This window comes from Marinobacter oulmenensis (assembly GCF_014201735.1).
Lineage (GTDB): Bacteria > Pseudomonadota > Gammaproteobacteria > Pseudomonadales > Oleiphilaceae > Marinobacter > Marinobacter oulmenensis.
Genome location: NZ_JACHFE010000003.1, coordinates 115,437 through 128,992 on the forward strand (window position 1 = coordinate 115,437; position 13,556 = coordinate 128,992).

Below are 13,556 nucleotides of genomic sequence, written 5' to 3' on the forward strand. Positions count from 1 at the left end.
CATTTATCCAACCACAGACAGTGAGTGCCATGTCACAACGAACCCTTCGCATTGCAACCCGCAGCAGCGCCCTGGCGCTGTGGCAGGCGGAACACATCAAGGCCGAGCTTGAACGCCTGCATGACAACGTCACCGTCGAACTGGTGAAGATCAAGACCCAGGGCGACAAGATCCTGGACGTGCCGCTGGCGAAGATTGGCGGCAAGGGGCTGTTCGTGAAGGAACTGGAAGAAGCCATGCTTGACGGCCGGGCCGACCTGGCGGTGCATTCGATGAAGGATGTCCCCATGGAATTCCCCGAAGGCCTGGACCTGGTGGCCATCTGCGAACGGGAAGATCCTACCGACGCCTTCGTCAGCAATCACTACGACAACATTGACCAACTGCCAGAAGGGGCAGTGGTCGGCACCGCCAGCCTGCGCCGCGAATCCCAACTGCGGGCCAACCGCCCGGACCTGAAAATTCACGTCCTGCGCGGCAATGTGAACACCCGTCTGGCCAAGCTGGACGCCGGCGAATACGACGCCATTGTATTGGCCAGCTCCGGCCTCAAGCGCCTGGGCTTTCATGACCGTATCCGCTACTGCCTGCCCGATACCGTGTCACTGCCGGCCGTTGGCCAGGGTGCCCTGGGCATTGAATGCCGCACCAGCGACACCGAGCTTCTGGAGCTGATTGCACCGCTGAACCATACCGACACAGCGGATCGGGTCCGCGCTGAACGGGCGCTGAACCGTCGACTGGAAGGCGGCTGCCAGGTCCCCATTGCCGCCTATGCCCTGCTCGAGGATGACAACCTGTGGCTGCGAGGCCTGGTGGGTGCCGTTGACGGCAGCCAGATCTTCCGCGTGGAAGGCCGGGCCCCGAGAGCCGAAGGCGAACGCCTCGGCCGGGAACTGGCGGAACAGCTGCTGGGCATGGGTGCCGACAAGGTGCTGGCGGAAATCTATGGCCACACCCCAACCTGATCGACAGGAACCGACCCCGGAGCTCCGGGGTCGCCGGGTACTGGTCTGCCGTCCGGAACCCGAGGCCAGCCGCCTGGCCTCTGCCCTGACGGCGGCAGGCGCGGATGTCCGTCTGCTGCCGCTGATGGTCCGGGAACCACTGCCGGAGACCCCCGAACAACGCTCACTCCTGCAGGAACTGGATAACTTCAGCCACATCATTGCGGTCAGCCCCTATGCCGCCCGCCGGCTGCTCGAGGAAATCGACCAGTGGTGGCCACAGATCCCCATGCGAATCCAGTGGTACGGTGTGGGTGCCGGCACCGCCGCCGAACTGGCCGGCCACGGCCTGCGCGTACGCCGACCGGTCAATGGCTGGACCAGCGAGGCCCTGCTGGCGATGCCATCACTGCAGCATCTGCAGCACGAACGGGTCCTGCTGGCCCGGGGCGAACAGGGGCGGGAACTGATCCGTCAGACTCTGGAGCAGCGGGGGGCCAGGGTTACGATACTGCCACTGTACCGACGCTATCGCCCGTACTATCCTGCAGAACAGATCCGGGAGGTTTTTGACCAGTTCCGGCCGGAGGTGATTGTTGCGCTTTCCGGCGAAACCCTGAACAATCTGGTTGAGATCATCCCGGACGACCGGCCCGAGTTATATCAATCGCTGCTGGTGGTTCCGGCACAGCGGGTTGCCGAACAGGCCCGCGCCGCCGGCTTTCAGCGGCCGTTTGTACCGGATGGCCTGGCAGACGGACAGCTGATCACCAGCCTGGCCCGACACCTCGCGCCACCGGCCAGTGACAACGGAAAACCGAGTAAGGATGCCCGTGACTGAAGAAACCAAGCACCTCCCTGCCCCCGTGAAACCGCCCGGAGCCGCCCAACCCAGGCTCTGGCCGATCTGGCTCATCGCCATTCTTTCACTGATTCTGGCCGTCGGCCTGGCTTTCTGGAACTGGCAGCAATGGCAGACCCGGCAGGCCACCGAGCAGGCCATCTCCGATCTGCGTCAGGACACCGAGCAACTCGAAAACCGATACGATGATCGGGGCAGCCAGCAGGGCGACCGCCTGCAGTCGCTGGAAAATCGGCTGGCCGAGCAGCGGGAGCTGATCTCCACCCAGCAGCGCCAGATTGATCACAACGCCCGGGAACTGCTGGAGGCAGGTAACCGGACCCGGACCGACTGGCTGCTCGCCGAGGCTGAATACCTGCTACGCATCGCCAACCAGCGGCTTCAGATCGAGAAGGACATCCGTGGCTCGCTGTCTGCACTGCAGTCCGCCGACGACGTTCTGGCCGAATCCGACGATGTGGGTGTCTACGCGGTACGCCAGCAACTGGCGCGAGAGATCCAGTCCCTCAAGGGCATCGAAAACGTCGACCGTACCGGCCTCTACCTGAAGCTGGAGGCGGCCATCGCGTCAGTCCATGAGCTGACCGACCAGGCGCTGGTGCATGAACAGGCGCCCGGATTCCGTACCGGGGACCAGGGCGACACCACGCCGGAAAGCACCAACCCCTTCGTCCGTGGCTGGCATCGCTTCCTGGAGACCCTCAACGAGATTGTGGTGGTGCGCCGGCTGGATGAGCCGGTCAAACCCCTGTTATCCCCTGACCAGAGCGCCTGGGCCCGTCTGAACCTGCAACTGATGCTGGAAGAAGCGGAACTGGCCGTACTCAGAGGCAATCAGGCGCTCTATGACCGGGCACTGAGCAAGGCCGTCACCACCGTCAACGACTGGTATGACGCCAGCAACCCGGCCATTCGCGGCCTGACCGAAACCCTGGATGAACTGTCCCGGCGCAACGTGGACCCCGAGCTTCCGGACATCAGCCAGTCCATCAGTCTGCTCAAGAAACGGTTGGCCGGGCGTTCCGCGGCCGGGGATGGCAGTGCCGAAGCAGGCAGTGACAACGGAGGCGATAGCCAATGATTCGCCTGCTGTTGATCCTGCTGGTTGCCCTGCTGCTCGGGACCGGCCTGTCCCTCGGCCTGGCCTATGATCTCGGGTACATCCGCATCAGTCTGGGCAATTACCTGGTCGAAACCAATTTCTGGGTCGGGCTGGGCCTGTTTCTGCTGCTGGTGGTGCTGGGCGTGTTCCTGGTCAACACCTCCCGGCGACTGCGCCAGGGTTCCGGCATGCTCTCGGGCTGGTTTGCCCGCAGCGGCGAGCGCCGGGCCCGCCGCCGCACCACCCGGGGGCTACTGGCGCTGGCCGAGGGCAACTGGCCGCGCGCGCGCAAACTGCTGTCCAGCTCCGCGGCCCATGCCGATACGCCACTGATCAATTACCTGGCTGCCGCTCACGCGGCCTTCGAGTCCGGTGACTATGAAGCGGTGGACGAACTGCTGCGCAAGGGCTTCGAAAGCACACCGGGGTCGAATATGGCGGTCGGCCTGACCCAGGCGCAGTTGCAACTGGCCGGCGACCGGCCGGAACAGGCGCTGGCCACGCTGCTGCGACTGCGCAAGGAATCGCCGCACCACCCGTTTGTCCTGAAACTGCTGAAAAACGCCTACCTGCGCCTGGAAGACTGGCGGGAACTGTCCCGGCTGATCCCGGAACTGCGCAAGCGTAACGTGCTACCCGAAACCGAGCTCAACGAGCTGGAGCGTCAGGTCTGGCACAACCTGCTGGAGAAAGCCGCCGAGGACTGCGAGCGCAAACAGCGGGACAACCCGGAAGCCTCCCTCAAGACGCTGACACACCTGTGGGATGAAATGCCGGGGTTTGTCCGGCGCGACGAGTTCACCATCCGGGATTACGCCCGCCTGCTGGCCCGGCTGGGCGATGAGGCCCAGGCGGAAACCTTGCTGCGCAAGGTGCTCCGGCACCACTGGAGTGATGAGCTGATCAACCTCTACGGCCGACTGCAGGGCACCGAACCGGAAGAGCAACTGTTGATCGCCGAACAGTGGCTGAAAGACCGCCCCAACAATGCCGAGCTGTTGCTGGCGCTGGGCCGCCTGAGCCTGCGCAACGAACTCTGGGGCAAAGCCCGGGAGTACTTCGAAACCAGCCTGAAACTGCACCGCAAACGGGAGACACTGGCAGAACTCAGCCGCCTGAACGCCCACATGGGGCAGGAAGAGGCCAGCATCAAACTGATGATGCAGGGACTGGAAGCCGACCACGGCCTGCCGGAATTGCCCATGCCCCGGGCCTGACCGGGCGAAGCCGCGCACAAAAAAGGCCGGGGCTGGCGACAGCCCCGGCCTTTTTGGTCAGCGTCGGTGCGACCTCAGGTACGCGGTGCATACTCCAGCACATCGGAAAAGAAAGCGGCTTCCGGCAGGCCCTGCTCCAGCAGAGCATCCATCAGGGTATAAACCATGGTCGGTGAGCCACTGGCATGCACTTCCACATTCTGCCAGTCCACACCGGACGCCAGCACCGCCCGGACCAGTGGCTGGTGGTGCCCTTCCCAGTCGTTGTCCTCATCGTCCCGCACCACGGGGACAAAGGTGAAATTGGACCACTCGTCGTGCCAGGACTGGGCCAGATCCTTCAGGTACATATCCTCCGGCTTGCGCACCCCCCAGTAGAGCTTGACCGGATGCTGGAACTGCTGCTCACCCAGATACTCGATCAGACTCTTCATCTGGGCGAAGCCGGTTCCGGCCGCCACCAGCAGCATGGGTTTGTCCGGCACCGAGGCCAGGCAGGCTTTACCGTTCGGCAGCAGCACCGACACATCCTGGCCGGAGGTCAGCGCATCAATCACTTTGCGGGCCGAGCCCCAGTCAGGCGATGCCTGAATCTGAAGTTCGATGTATTCGGCCGAGGGGCTGCTGGCAATGGAAAAATAGCAGGGATCGGCATCCGGCAGGTTCACCGCCAGGTACTGCCCGGCAAAGAAATCGACCGTGTCCCGCTCAGGCAACTGCAGCTGTACACGATAGACATCATGACTGATGGAACGAACATCCACCACGTGAGCCAGGTGTTCCCGGGGGTTAGCATTTGGTGATGCCATATTGGCTGGTATCTCCGGTTCGAAACAACGGACGGCCCGTGATCGCCTCGCGGCGAGGGGCCAGCCGGAAGAATGAGTGTGTCTGCCTTTGTCAGTCGGGGCGCCCGGGGGGAATTTCAATACCCAGGCTGTCCCAGATATCGTCAACCCGCTGCCTGACCTCTTCGGTCATGGCAATGGCCGTGCCCCATTCCCGGTCCGTCTCACCGGGCCATTTGCTGGTTGCATCCATCCCCATCTTGGAGCCCAGGCCCGAGACCGGCGATGCGAAATCCAGGTAGTCGATGGGCGTGTTTTCAACCATCGTGGTGTCCCTGACCGGATCCATCCGGGTGGTCATGGCCCAGATCACGTCTTCCCAGTTGCGGGCGTCCACGTCGTCATCGGTCACGATTACAAACTTGGTGTACATGAACTGGCGCAGGAACGACCAGACCCCCATCATCACCCGCTTGGCGTGACCGGGGTACTGCTTCTTCATGGTGACCACGGCGAGCCGGTAGGAACAGCCTTCCGGTGGCAGATAGAAATCGACAATTTCCGGGAACTGCTTCTGCAGGATAGGGATGAACACTTCGTTCAGCGCAACCCCGAGAACCGCCGGTTCATCCGGCGGCCGGCCGGTATAGGTACTGTGGTAGATGGCATCCCGGCGGCGGGTGATCCGCTCGACGGTGAAGACCGGAAACTCGTCCACCTCATTGTAGTACCCGGTGTGGTCGCCAAAGGGGCCCTCCGGCGCGGTGTCATCCGGGTAGATATAGCCTTCCAGCACGATCTCGGCACTGGCGGGCACCTGCAGGTCACTGAGCCCGGCTTTCACCAGTTCCGTGCGGCCGCCCCTGAGCAGACCCGCGAACGCGTACTCCGAGAGGGTATCCGGCACCGGTGTCACAGCACCCAGAATGGTGGCCGGGTCGGCGCCCAGGGCGACGGCGACCGGATAGGGCTTGTCGGGATTGGCGTGCCGGAATTCCTGATAATCCAGGGCCCCGCCACGATGGCTCAGCCAGCGCATGATCAGACGATTGCGACCAATCAGTTGCTGACGGTAGATACCCAGGTTCTGGCGTTCCTTGTGAGGCCCGCGGGTAATCACCAGAGGCCAGGTAACCAGCGGCCCGGCATCACCAGGCCAGCATTGCTGGATGGGAATCTGGTAGAGGTCGACGTCGTCTTTCTCGACAACAACCTCCTGACAGGGAGCCGAGCGCAGCACCTTCGGGCTCATGCGCATCACCTGACGGAACACCGGCAGCTTGTCGATGGCATCCCGGAAGCCCTTGGGAGGATCCGGCTCTTTCAGAAATGCCAGCAGTTTGCCGATGTCCCTGAGGGCGGTGACATTGTCCTGCCCCATCCCCAGGGCCACGCGCCGGGGCGTACCGAAAAGGTTGGCCAGCACCGGCATGTCATACCCCTTGGGGTTTTCAAACAGCAGTGCCGGACCTTTCGCCCGCAGGGTGCGGTCACAGATTTCCGTCATTTCCAGGTGTGGATCCACTTCCACACGGATGCGTTTCAGCTCACCCAGCCGCTCCAACTGGGTGATGAAGTCTCGCAGGTCACTGTAGTTCATCTAGTGTCCCGTCTGGTGAATTCTCTGACCCACTGAGTTCCTGAAGGGCTTGCCTGGCTCAACGACGCTTCATGGACAGGAAGAACTCTTCGTTGGTCTTGGTATCCTTGAGTTTGTCGAGCAGGAACTCGAGCGCTGCCGTGTCGTCATCCATCGAATGCAGCAGTTTTCTCAGGATCCACATCCGCTGCATGTCGGCTTCCGACATCAGCAGGTCTTCCCGGCGGGTGCCGGAGCTGCGGATGTTAATGGCCGGATAGACACGCTTTTCGGCGATACGACGGTCCAGATGCACTTCCATGTTACCGGTGCCCTTGAACTCTTCGTAGATCACCTCGTCCATCTTGGAGCCAGTGTTAACCAGCGAGGTGGCCAGAATGGTCAGGCTGCCGCCCTCTTCGACGTTCCGGGCTGCACCGAAGAAACGCTTGGGTTTCTCCAGGGCGTGGGCATCCACACCACCGGTCAGTACTTTGCCGGAAGACGGAACCACGGTGTTGTAGGCCCGGGCCAGGCGGGTAATGGAGTCCAGCAGGATCACCACGTCTTTCTTGTGTTCGACCAGGCGCTTGGCCTTTTCGATCACCATCTCGGCAACCTGAACGTGACGGGCCGGCGGTTCGTCAAAGGTGGACGCCACCACTTCACCACGCACGGTGCGCTGCATTTCGGTCACTTCTTCCGGACGCTCGTCAATCAGCAGCACCATCAGGTGACATTCCGGATTGTTCCGGGTGATCGACTGGGCGATGCCCTGCATCAGCAGGGTTTTACCGGCCTTGGGCGGAGAGACAATCAGGCCACGCTGGCCCTTGCCAATGGGCGCCACCAGGTCCAGAACCCGTGATGACAGGTCCTCGGTACTGCCGTTACCCACTTCCAGAACCAGACGCTCCTGTGGAAACAGCGGCGTCAGGTTTTCGAAAAGAATCTTGTTGCGGGCGTTGTCCGGCTTATCGAAATTGATTTCCGCGACTTTCAGCAGGGCGAAATAACGCTCGCTGTCTTTGGGAGGACGGATTTTGCCGGCGATGGTGTCACCCGTCCGCAGGTTGAAGCGGCGGATCTGGCTGGGAGACACGTAAATGTCGTCAGGGCCGGCGAGATAGGAGGCATCTGCAGAGCGCAGAAAGCCGAAACCGTCCTGCAGAATCTCCAGTACACCGTCTCCGTAAATGTCCTCGCCGCTCTTTGCGTGCTTCTTCAGAATGGTGAAGATCACGTCCTGCTTGCGCGAACGCGCCAGGTTATCGAGGCCCATTTCCTGCGCGATGTCGAGCAGTTCGGGCATGGATTTCTGCTTGAGTTCAGTAAGATTCATAATGTGTTGGATTTTCAGGAATGGAAATAAACGACTGTTGGATAGACAGGGACGCCCTGAACGAATTGGACAAGTAGTAAAGCTGAATCAGAAGCTGGCCTGGTGGAGCAAGCCGGTGTGTGGAAGCCGGAATTGTTTGCTGAAGCCAGTAGAATGGGAACATCCGTTCGCCGGGCAAGAAGGATCATCGACCACCTTGCCAGCGAATGTCAAGGTTTATGACCCAAATGAAGACAATTTTCTATCCCGAATCATGACCGTAAGCAAATTTCTGTCTTTACGACAGCGCTTCACTTGTCTTTCCGCCTTCGAGATACTGGCCGGATAACCCGATAACGGAGCCAGCCATGACCACAGACTTCACGCCACTGAACATCGCCATCCTGACGGTTTCCGATACCCGCGGCCCGGAAAACGACAGCTCGGGCCAGTACCTGGAGGACAGCGTAGTGGCTGCCGGCCATCAGGTGCAGGCCAGACGCCTGCTGCCGGATGATGTCTATCTGATCCGGGCGCTGGCGGGGCTCTGGATTGCGGACCCCGCGATCCACGCCGTCCTGATCACCGGCGGTACCGGCTTTCAGGAGCGGGACGGCACCCCGGAAGCGATCACACCTCTGCTGGAAAAGATCATCGACGGCTTTGGCGAGCAATTCCGGCAGATCTCGGCTGACGAGATTGGCAGCTCCACCATCCAGTCAAGGGCACTGGCGGGACTGGCCAACCACACCCTGATTTTCTGCCTGCCCGGTTCTACCGGCGCCTGCCGGACGGGCTGGACCCGGCTATTGAAGGACCAGCTCGACAACCGTCACAAACCCTGCAATTTCGCCGAACTGGCCCTGCGCAAACCGGAACGGGCCATGTCCCGGCTGTGGGACGTCATCGGCGACCGCGCCCAACACTGACCGGAGCCCGTCATGCCAGAACAGCAGCTGACCACACTGGAAACAGCACTGGAACTGATCCTTGAGCATGCACCACGGATTCAGACCGTCGAAGCCCTGCCCCTGTCCGACTGCCTCGGGCGGGTGCTCGCCCGGGACCAGGAGGTACCCGCCGATGTGCCGCCCACCGACAACAGTGCGGTAGACGGCTACGCCCTGGACCATGAAACGGAGGCCACAACCCTGCCGGTCTCCGATCGCATTCCCGCAGGGTCTTCGCCGGGCCCACTCAAGCCGGGCACCGCCGCCCGGATATTTACTGGCTCCCCGGTTCCCAGGGGGGCGACCGCCGTGGTCATGCAGGAAAAAGTCGAGCGCGAAGGCGACAGAATCCGACTGTTGGCGGCTGCCAGCGCCGGGCAGAACATCCGGCGCCAGGGCCAGGACCTGAAGCGCGGGGCTCTGGCCCTGGCCGGAGGCACACGCATACGGCCACAGGAGATGGGCCTGCTGGCGTCCATGGGCGTGGACACTGTAACCGTCCAGAAACGGCTTCGGGTCGCGGTGTTGACCAGTGGAGACGAACTGGTGGAACCGGGCACAACACTGGCGCCGGGGCAGATCTACAATACCAATCGCTACACCCTGCTCGGCCTGTTGTCCCAGGCTGACTGCGAGGTCGTGCTGTGCCACACCCTGGCTGATACCCGCCAGGCGACCCGTGAGTCGCTGGAGGACGCAGCAGCCCGGGCCGACGTCATTATTACCAGTGGCGGCGTTTCAGTGGGCGAGGAAGACCATATCCGGGCGGTGCTGGAGGAAAACCACCAACTGCGCCTGTGGCGGCTGGCCATCAAGCCGGGCAAGCCTCTGGCATTCGGCGAAGTCGCCGGCACGCCGGTACTGGGATTGCCGGGCAACCCGGCAGCCGTACTGGTCACCTTCCTTATGGTGGTGATGCCTTACATCCGCAAATGCCAGGGCCGTGAGGATCTTTTACCCGTGGGTGAGTGGCTGCCAGCCAGCTTCGGTATTGAGAGCGCCTCCGTGCGGCGGGAGTTTCTCCGGGTCCGGAAAGTGGAGGTGGACAACACCGTGCAGATCGAGTCCTATCCGAACCAGAGTTCCGGGATGCTGAGCTCCGCGTGCTGGGCCTCGGGCATTGCCGTGGTACCGGAGAACACCCGGATCCAGCCGGGCGATCCGGTTCGGTATTTCGATTTCACCCAACTGGTGGGGTAAGTATGAGCGAAACCACCGTCACTGTACTGTTCTTTGCCCGGCTTCGGGAGGAGCTCGAAACCGACAGACTGACCCTGCCGGTTTCGCCGGGGGACACGGTTGGGGATGTTCTGAGCCGACTGGCAGCCCGTGGTGGCCGCTGGGCACAGCTGCAAGGCGACCAACCGGTCATGATCGCGGTCAATCAGACCATGGCCCGGCCCGGAACCGCCTTATCAGGCGACGACGAGGTTGCCTTCTTCCCCCCCGTCACCGGAGGCTGACATGATTTCCATACAGACCGCAGACTTTGCGCCAGACGTCGAGTACCAGGCTCTGAGAGGGGAAGGCGAGGACACCGGCGCCATTGTCACTTTTACCGGCCTGGTCCGGGACTTTGGTGACCGGCAGGGCGTAACGGGACTGTTTCTGGAACACTACCCGGGCATGACCGAGCAGGCCATCCAGGCACTGATTGACCAGGCTCATCAGCGCTGGCAGATACAACGCACCCGGGTCATTCACCGGGTCGGCAATCTGGATCTGGGTGAGCGAATCGTCTTTGTCGGTGTCGCCAGCGCCCATCGCAAGGACGCCTTTGCCGCCTGCGAATACCTGATCGATGCACTCAAGGCGTCCGTGCCCCTGTGGAAGAAAGAACGGGGCACCGACGGTGATCACTGGGTGGAACAGAAAGCCTCGGACCGCCAGCCCGGGTTCTGACCCGGCACCGCCCTTACCGCGACTGATCGGAGTTGTCGGACTCCGTTCTGCCCTGCCGCTCCGGCTGAAGCTCCTGTTCGAGCCAGCGGCGAACCTCGTTCCGGTCCCGGCGACGGGTCATCTGCTCGGTATGGATATTGGCCGGGTAGATGGCCTGACCGCCCTGGTGATTCAACCCGAAACTGCGGCGCACCCCCACCGGGTGGCTGCTTGGGCCGTGAATCAGCGCAACGCGCAGCTCCATGCCGGTAATATCCTCGAACAGATAGTCGCTTTCGGCATCCTCGCTGCGACGGCCCAGAATAATGTTGCGGAAGGAACCGAGCACCAGATAGCCTCCTGGCTGAAGCGGCCCCTGGCGCAACACCTTGTGGACATCGGTATCATCGGCAGAAACCCGGCGGTATTCGGTCACCGTGATGACTTTCTCCTCCCCGGTCCGGGTATACAGAATCGCCTGGACACACTGGACATGCACGGTCTGCTTGCCCATGTTAACCAGCAGGCACAGGGCATCCGGGTTTTCATTCTGGGCGTGGTGAATCACCAGATAGGGCCGGCTGTTGTGCCGGTACTGGATGAAGAACAACTGAAAATAAATGATCCAGACCACCGCCATGACGGCGCTGCTGATCGGCGCAACGTACTCCACTTGCCCCTCCCCTGGTTCATCGACATAAAAAAACCGCCCGTGAAGCGAGCTTCAGGGGCGGTCTTGCAGACAGGCAGCGCTTAGAGGTTGCTGTCGAGGAACGCTGCCAACTGGGATTTGGACAGGGCGCCCACCTTGGTGGCGTCCACGTTGCCGTTCTTGAACAGCATCAGCGTGGGGATACCACGAATGTTGAAACGGGGCGGGGTCTGCTCGTTTTCGTCGATGTTCAGCTTACAGATTTTCAGTTTGCCTTCGTACTCGTCGGCAATTTCTTCCAGAACCGGAGCGATCATCTTGCACGGACCACACCACTCGGCCCAGTAATCCACCAGTACCGGAACATCGGAGTTCAGTACGTCCTGCTCGAACGAAGCGTCGGTGACATTAACGATATTTCCGCTCATTACCTTTTCCTGTTCAGACGCGCTCCCGGGCCAGCCGGCCTCACGGGAGTCGCAATTGACTGTAGCGGGCACCCGTATCCGTAAAAACGGAAATGCCCACCCGGCTGTAAGACAGTCCTTTACTTTACGCGATTGCCGGTCCGGATGTGAAGCCGGTTATATCCGTAACGTCCTTGATCGGGGTCAGTAAAGACCGCAGCCCGGTGCCCCGTCCGGCGACCAGTACTGACACGTACTGTGCGTTTCACTTATAGTACCGGCAAGTTCATACCACACAGGATCCAACCATTGTGACGGTCGCCTCCAATGCCCGCAGCCCCGCTGCGTCCCCGGAAATGCTGGCAGCCATCGACATGGGCTCGAACAGCTTTCACATGGTCGTGGCCCGCGTGGTTCACGGTGAAATCCGCACCGTCGAGAAAATGGGCGAAAAGGTCCAGCTCGGCGCCGGCCTGGATCAGAAAAACCGCCTGACCGACGACGCCCGCCAGCGCGGCCTGGACTGCCTCAAGCGCTTTGCCCAGCGTCTGGAGGGCATGCCGCCCCAGGCCGTCCAGATCGTCGGTACCAACGCCCTGCGGGTCGCCCGGAATGCCCCCGACTTCATCGCCGAAGCCGAAAAAGTCCTGGGCTACCCGGTAGAGATCATCGCTGGCCGGGAGGAAGCCCGTCTGATTTATCTGGGTGTTTCCCACACCCTGTCCGATGATGAAGGCAAACGCCTGGTGATCGACATCGGCGGGGGCAGCACCGAATTCATCATTGGCGAGCGGTTTGAGCCGGAAGAACTGGAAAGCCTGCACATGGGCTGCGTGTCCTTCCGCAACCGCTACTTCCCGGATGGCCGCATATCCAAACGCCAGATGGACCGGGCCATCACCCATGCAGAGCAGGAACTGCTCAACATCCGCCAGCACTACCGCTCCGTCGGCTGGAAAAGCGCTGTGGGATCCTCCGGCTCCATCAAGGCCATCGCCAACGTGCTGGCGCAGCTGAAACTGACCGATGGCGGCATTACCCTGGAGGCGATGGAAGAGTTACGCAAGCGCCTGATCAGCATGGGCAAGGTCGAAAAGCTGGATGATCTGGGCGTGCGCGCCGAACGTCAGAGCATTTTCCCGGCCGGCTTCGCTATCCTGCTGGCCGCGTTCCGGTCCCTGGACATCGAGGACATGACCTTTGCCGATGGCGCACTGCGTGAGGGCCTGCTGTACGACATCATCGGGCGCATCTGCCATGAGGATGTCCGCGAACGCACAATCACGGCCCTGCAGAAACGCTACCACGTGGATCAGGCTCACGGGGGAGCGGTGGAGGAAACGGCCATTGCAGCCTGGGAACAGGTCGCGGATCAATGGGGCTTGCGCACCGATGCCGATGAGGACGTACTTCGGTGGGCCTGCCGGTTACATGAGATCGGGCTGACCATTTCCCACAGCCAGTACCACAAACACGGAGCCTACCTGCTGCGCTACTCCGACCTGCCCGGGTTCAGCCAGCAGTTCCAGAAAGATCTTGCCACGCTGGTCCGGGGTCACAGGCGCAAGTTTTCCCAGGCCGTGTTCGAAGACATCGACGACCCGGGCGACAAACCCCGTCTGCGCTATCTCTGCGTGCTGGTCCGACTGGCCGTGCTGATCCAGCATCCCCGCAACCAGGAGGCCCCACCGGACTTCATCCTGCAGGGAGGCGACAACCACCTGGTCGTGGAGTTTCCCTCCGGGTGGCTGGAAAACCGGCCCCTGACCCTGGCAGACCTGAAAAACGAACGGGACTACCTGACCAAGCAGGACTTCACGCTGGACATCCGGTCCCGGGAATAACGGGGC

Annotated in this window: 14 protein-coding genes; 9 read left to right on the forward strand and 5 right to left on the reverse strand. The window is 61.8% G+C overall.

What is annotated here, in order from left to right; genetic code table 11:
- The first annotated feature begins 29 nt into the window (after positions 1 to 29).
- The 4 genes from hemC to HNR38_RS06795 are packed head-to-tail and all read left to right on the forward strand — an operon-like array spanning position 30 to position 4,128.
- Complete coding sequence (hemC, locus tag HNR38_RS06780; RefSeq protein WP_183701108.1) at positions 30 to 968, forward strand: hydroxymethylbilane synthase; 939 nt, start codon at positions 30 to 32, stop codon at positions 966 to 968.
- Positions 949 to 1,788 carry a uroporphyrinogen-III synthase gene (locus HNR38_RS06785; RefSeq protein ID WP_183701110.1) on the forward strand — a complete coding sequence of 280 codons (840 nt, stop codon included), beginning with the start codon at positions 949 to 951 and terminating at the stop codon, positions 1,786 to 1,788. Before hemC ends, HNR38_RS06785 begins: the two co-directional genes overlap by 20 nt.
- Positions 1,775 to 2,890, forward strand: coding sequence for a uroporphyrinogen-III C-methyltransferase (locus tag HNR38_RS06790; RefSeq protein ID WP_183701112.1), 1,116 nt, complete (start codon positions 1,775 to 1,777; stop codon positions 2,888 to 2,890). Before HNR38_RS06785 ends, HNR38_RS06790 begins: the two co-directional genes overlap by 14 nt.
- Positions 2,887 to 4,128, forward strand: a complete 1,242-nt coding sequence (locus tag HNR38_RS06795; protein ID WP_183701114.1) for a heme biosynthesis protein HemY — start codon at positions 2,887 to 2,889, stop codon at positions 4,126 to 4,128. Before HNR38_RS06790 ends, HNR38_RS06795 begins: the two co-directional genes overlap by 4 nt.
- 74 nt (positions 4,129 to 4,202) lie before the next feature.
- Here the strand turns inward: HNR38_RS06795 and HNR38_RS06800 are convergent, their stop codons facing one another.
- The 3 genes from HNR38_RS06800 to rho all read right to left on the reverse strand — a co-directional run bounded on the left by HNR38_RS06800 (position 4,203) and on the right by rho (position 7,837).
- Positions 4,203 to 4,937 carry an FAD-binding oxidoreductase gene (locus HNR38_RS06800; protein ID WP_183701116.1) on the reverse strand — a complete coding sequence of 245 codons (735 nt, stop codon included), beginning with the start codon at positions 4,935 to 4,937 and terminating at the stop codon, positions 4,203 to 4,205.
- A gap of 91 nt (positions 4,938 to 5,028) precedes the next feature.
- The gene (gene ubiD, locus HNR38_RS06805; protein WP_183701118.1) at positions 5,029 to 6,516 is read right to left on the reverse strand and encodes a 4-hydroxy-3-polyprenylbenzoate decarboxylase; all 1,488 of its coding nucleotides are present in this window, start codon (positions 6,514 to 6,516) and stop codon (positions 5,029 to 5,031) included.
- A 58-nt stretch (positions 6,517 to 6,574) separates the two neighbouring features.
- On the reverse strand, positions 6,575 to 7,837 hold the full coding sequence (gene rho / locus HNR38_RS06810) for a transcription termination factor Rho (protein WP_183701120.1): 1,263 nt from the start codon (positions 7,835 to 7,837) through the stop codon (positions 6,575 to 6,577).
- A 347-nt stretch (positions 7,838 to 8,184) separates the two neighbouring features.
- Here rho and moaB point away from each other — a divergent pair, with 347 nt between their 5' ends.
- Genes moaB through HNR38_RS06830 form a run of 4 tightly spaced genes read left to right on the forward strand, consistent with a single transcriptional unit; the run spans position 8,185 to position 10,668 of the window.
- A complete protein-coding gene (moaB, locus tag HNR38_RS06815) occupies positions 8,185 to 8,745 on the forward strand; it encodes a molybdenum cofactor biosynthesis protein B (protein WP_183701122.1) in 561 nt (186 codons plus the stop codon).
- A gap of 12 nt (positions 8,746 to 8,757) precedes the next feature.
- Complete coding sequence (locus tag HNR38_RS06820) at positions 8,758 to 9,966, forward strand: molybdopterin molybdotransferase MoeA (RefSeq protein WP_183701125.1); 1,209 nt, start codon at positions 8,758 to 8,760, stop codon at positions 9,964 to 9,966.
- A gap of 2 nt (positions 9,967 to 9,968) precedes the next feature.
- Positions 9,969 to 10,229, forward strand: a complete 261-nt coding sequence (gene moaD / locus HNR38_RS06825) for a molybdopterin converting factor subunit 1 (RefSeq protein WP_183701128.1) — start codon at positions 9,969 to 9,971, stop codon at positions 10,227 to 10,229.
- Position 10,230: 1 nt separating this feature from the next.
- Positions 10,231 to 10,668: a molybdenum cofactor biosynthesis protein MoaE gene (locus HNR38_RS06830; RefSeq protein ID WP_183701131.1), complete on the forward strand. Its 438-nt coding sequence runs from the start codon at positions 10,231 to 10,233 to the stop codon at positions 10,666 to 10,668.
- A 13-nt stretch (positions 10,669 to 10,681) separates the two neighbouring features.
- On the opposite strand, the gene HNR38_RS06835 is transcribed toward HNR38_RS06830, so the two are convergent.
- Together HNR38_RS06835 and trxA are read right to left on the reverse strand one after the other, a co-directional pair.
- A complete protein-coding gene (locus tag HNR38_RS06835; RefSeq protein ID WP_183701135.1) occupies positions 10,682 to 11,320 on the reverse strand; it encodes a hypothetical protein in 639 nt (212 codons plus the stop codon).
- Between the two features lie 80 nt (positions 11,321 to 11,400).
- Positions 11,401 to 11,727: a thioredoxin TrxA gene (trxA, locus tag HNR38_RS06840; RefSeq protein ID WP_183701139.1), complete on the reverse strand. Its 327-nt coding sequence runs from the start codon at positions 11,725 to 11,727 to the stop codon at positions 11,401 to 11,403.
- 335 nt (positions 11,728 to 12,062) lie between these two features.
- On the opposite strand from trxA, the gene ppx reads away from it, so the two are divergent.
- Complete coding sequence (gene ppx / locus HNR38_RS06845; protein WP_221275728.1) at positions 12,063 to 13,550, forward strand: exopolyphosphatase; 1,488 nt, start codon at positions 12,063 to 12,065, stop codon at positions 13,548 to 13,550.
- Positions 13,551 to 13,556: the final 6 nt, after the last annotated feature.

Excerpts from the sequence above, each read along its gene's own strand:
- hemC (WP_183701108.1), top strand. The coding sequence starts at position 30 with ATGTCACAACGAACCCTTCGCATTGCAACCCGCAGCAGCGCCCTGGCG.
- HNR38_RS06785 (WP_183701110.1), top strand. The coding sequence starts at position 949 with ATGGCCACACCCCAACCTGATCGACAGGAACCGACCCCGGAGCTCCGG.
- HNR38_RS06790 (WP_183701112.1), top strand. The coding sequence starts at position 1,775 with ATGCCCGTGACTGAAGAAACCAAGCACCTCCCTGCCCCCGTGAAACCG.
- HNR38_RS06795 (WP_183701114.1), top strand. The coding sequence starts at position 2,887 with ATGATTCGCCTGCTGTTGATCCTGCTGGTTGCCCTGCTGCTCGGGACC.
- HNR38_RS06800 (WP_183701116.1), bottom strand. The coding sequence starts at position 4,937 with ATGGCATCACCAAATGCTAACCCCCGGGAACACCTGGCTCACGTGGTG.
- ubiD (WP_183701118.1), bottom strand. The coding sequence starts at position 6,516 with ATGAACTACAGTGACCTGCGAGACTTCATCACCCAGTTGGAGCGGCTG.
- rho (WP_183701120.1), bottom strand. The coding sequence starts at position 7,837 with ATGAATCTTACTGAACTCAAGCAGAAATCCATGCCCGAACTGCTCGAC.
- moaB (WP_183701122.1), top strand. The coding sequence starts at position 8,185 with ATGACCACAGACTTCACGCCACTGAACATCGCCATCCTGACGGTTTCC.
- HNR38_RS06820 (WP_183701125.1), top strand. The coding sequence starts at position 8,758 with ATGCCAGAACAGCAGCTGACCACACTGGAAACAGCACTGGAACTGATC.
- moaD (WP_183701128.1), top strand. The coding sequence starts at position 9,969 with ATGAGCGAAACCACCGTCACTGTACTGTTCTTTGCCCGGCTTCGGGAG.
- HNR38_RS06830 (WP_183701131.1), top strand. The coding sequence starts at position 10,231 with ATGATTTCCATACAGACCGCAGACTTTGCGCCAGACGTCGAGTACCAG.
- trxA (WP_183701139.1), bottom strand. The coding sequence starts at position 11,727 with ATGAGCGGAAATATCGTTAATGTCACCGACGCTTCGTTCGAGCAGGAC.
- ppx (WP_221275728.1), top strand. The coding sequence starts at position 12,063 with ATGCTGGCAGCCATCGACATGGGCTCGAACAGCTTTCACATGGTCGTG.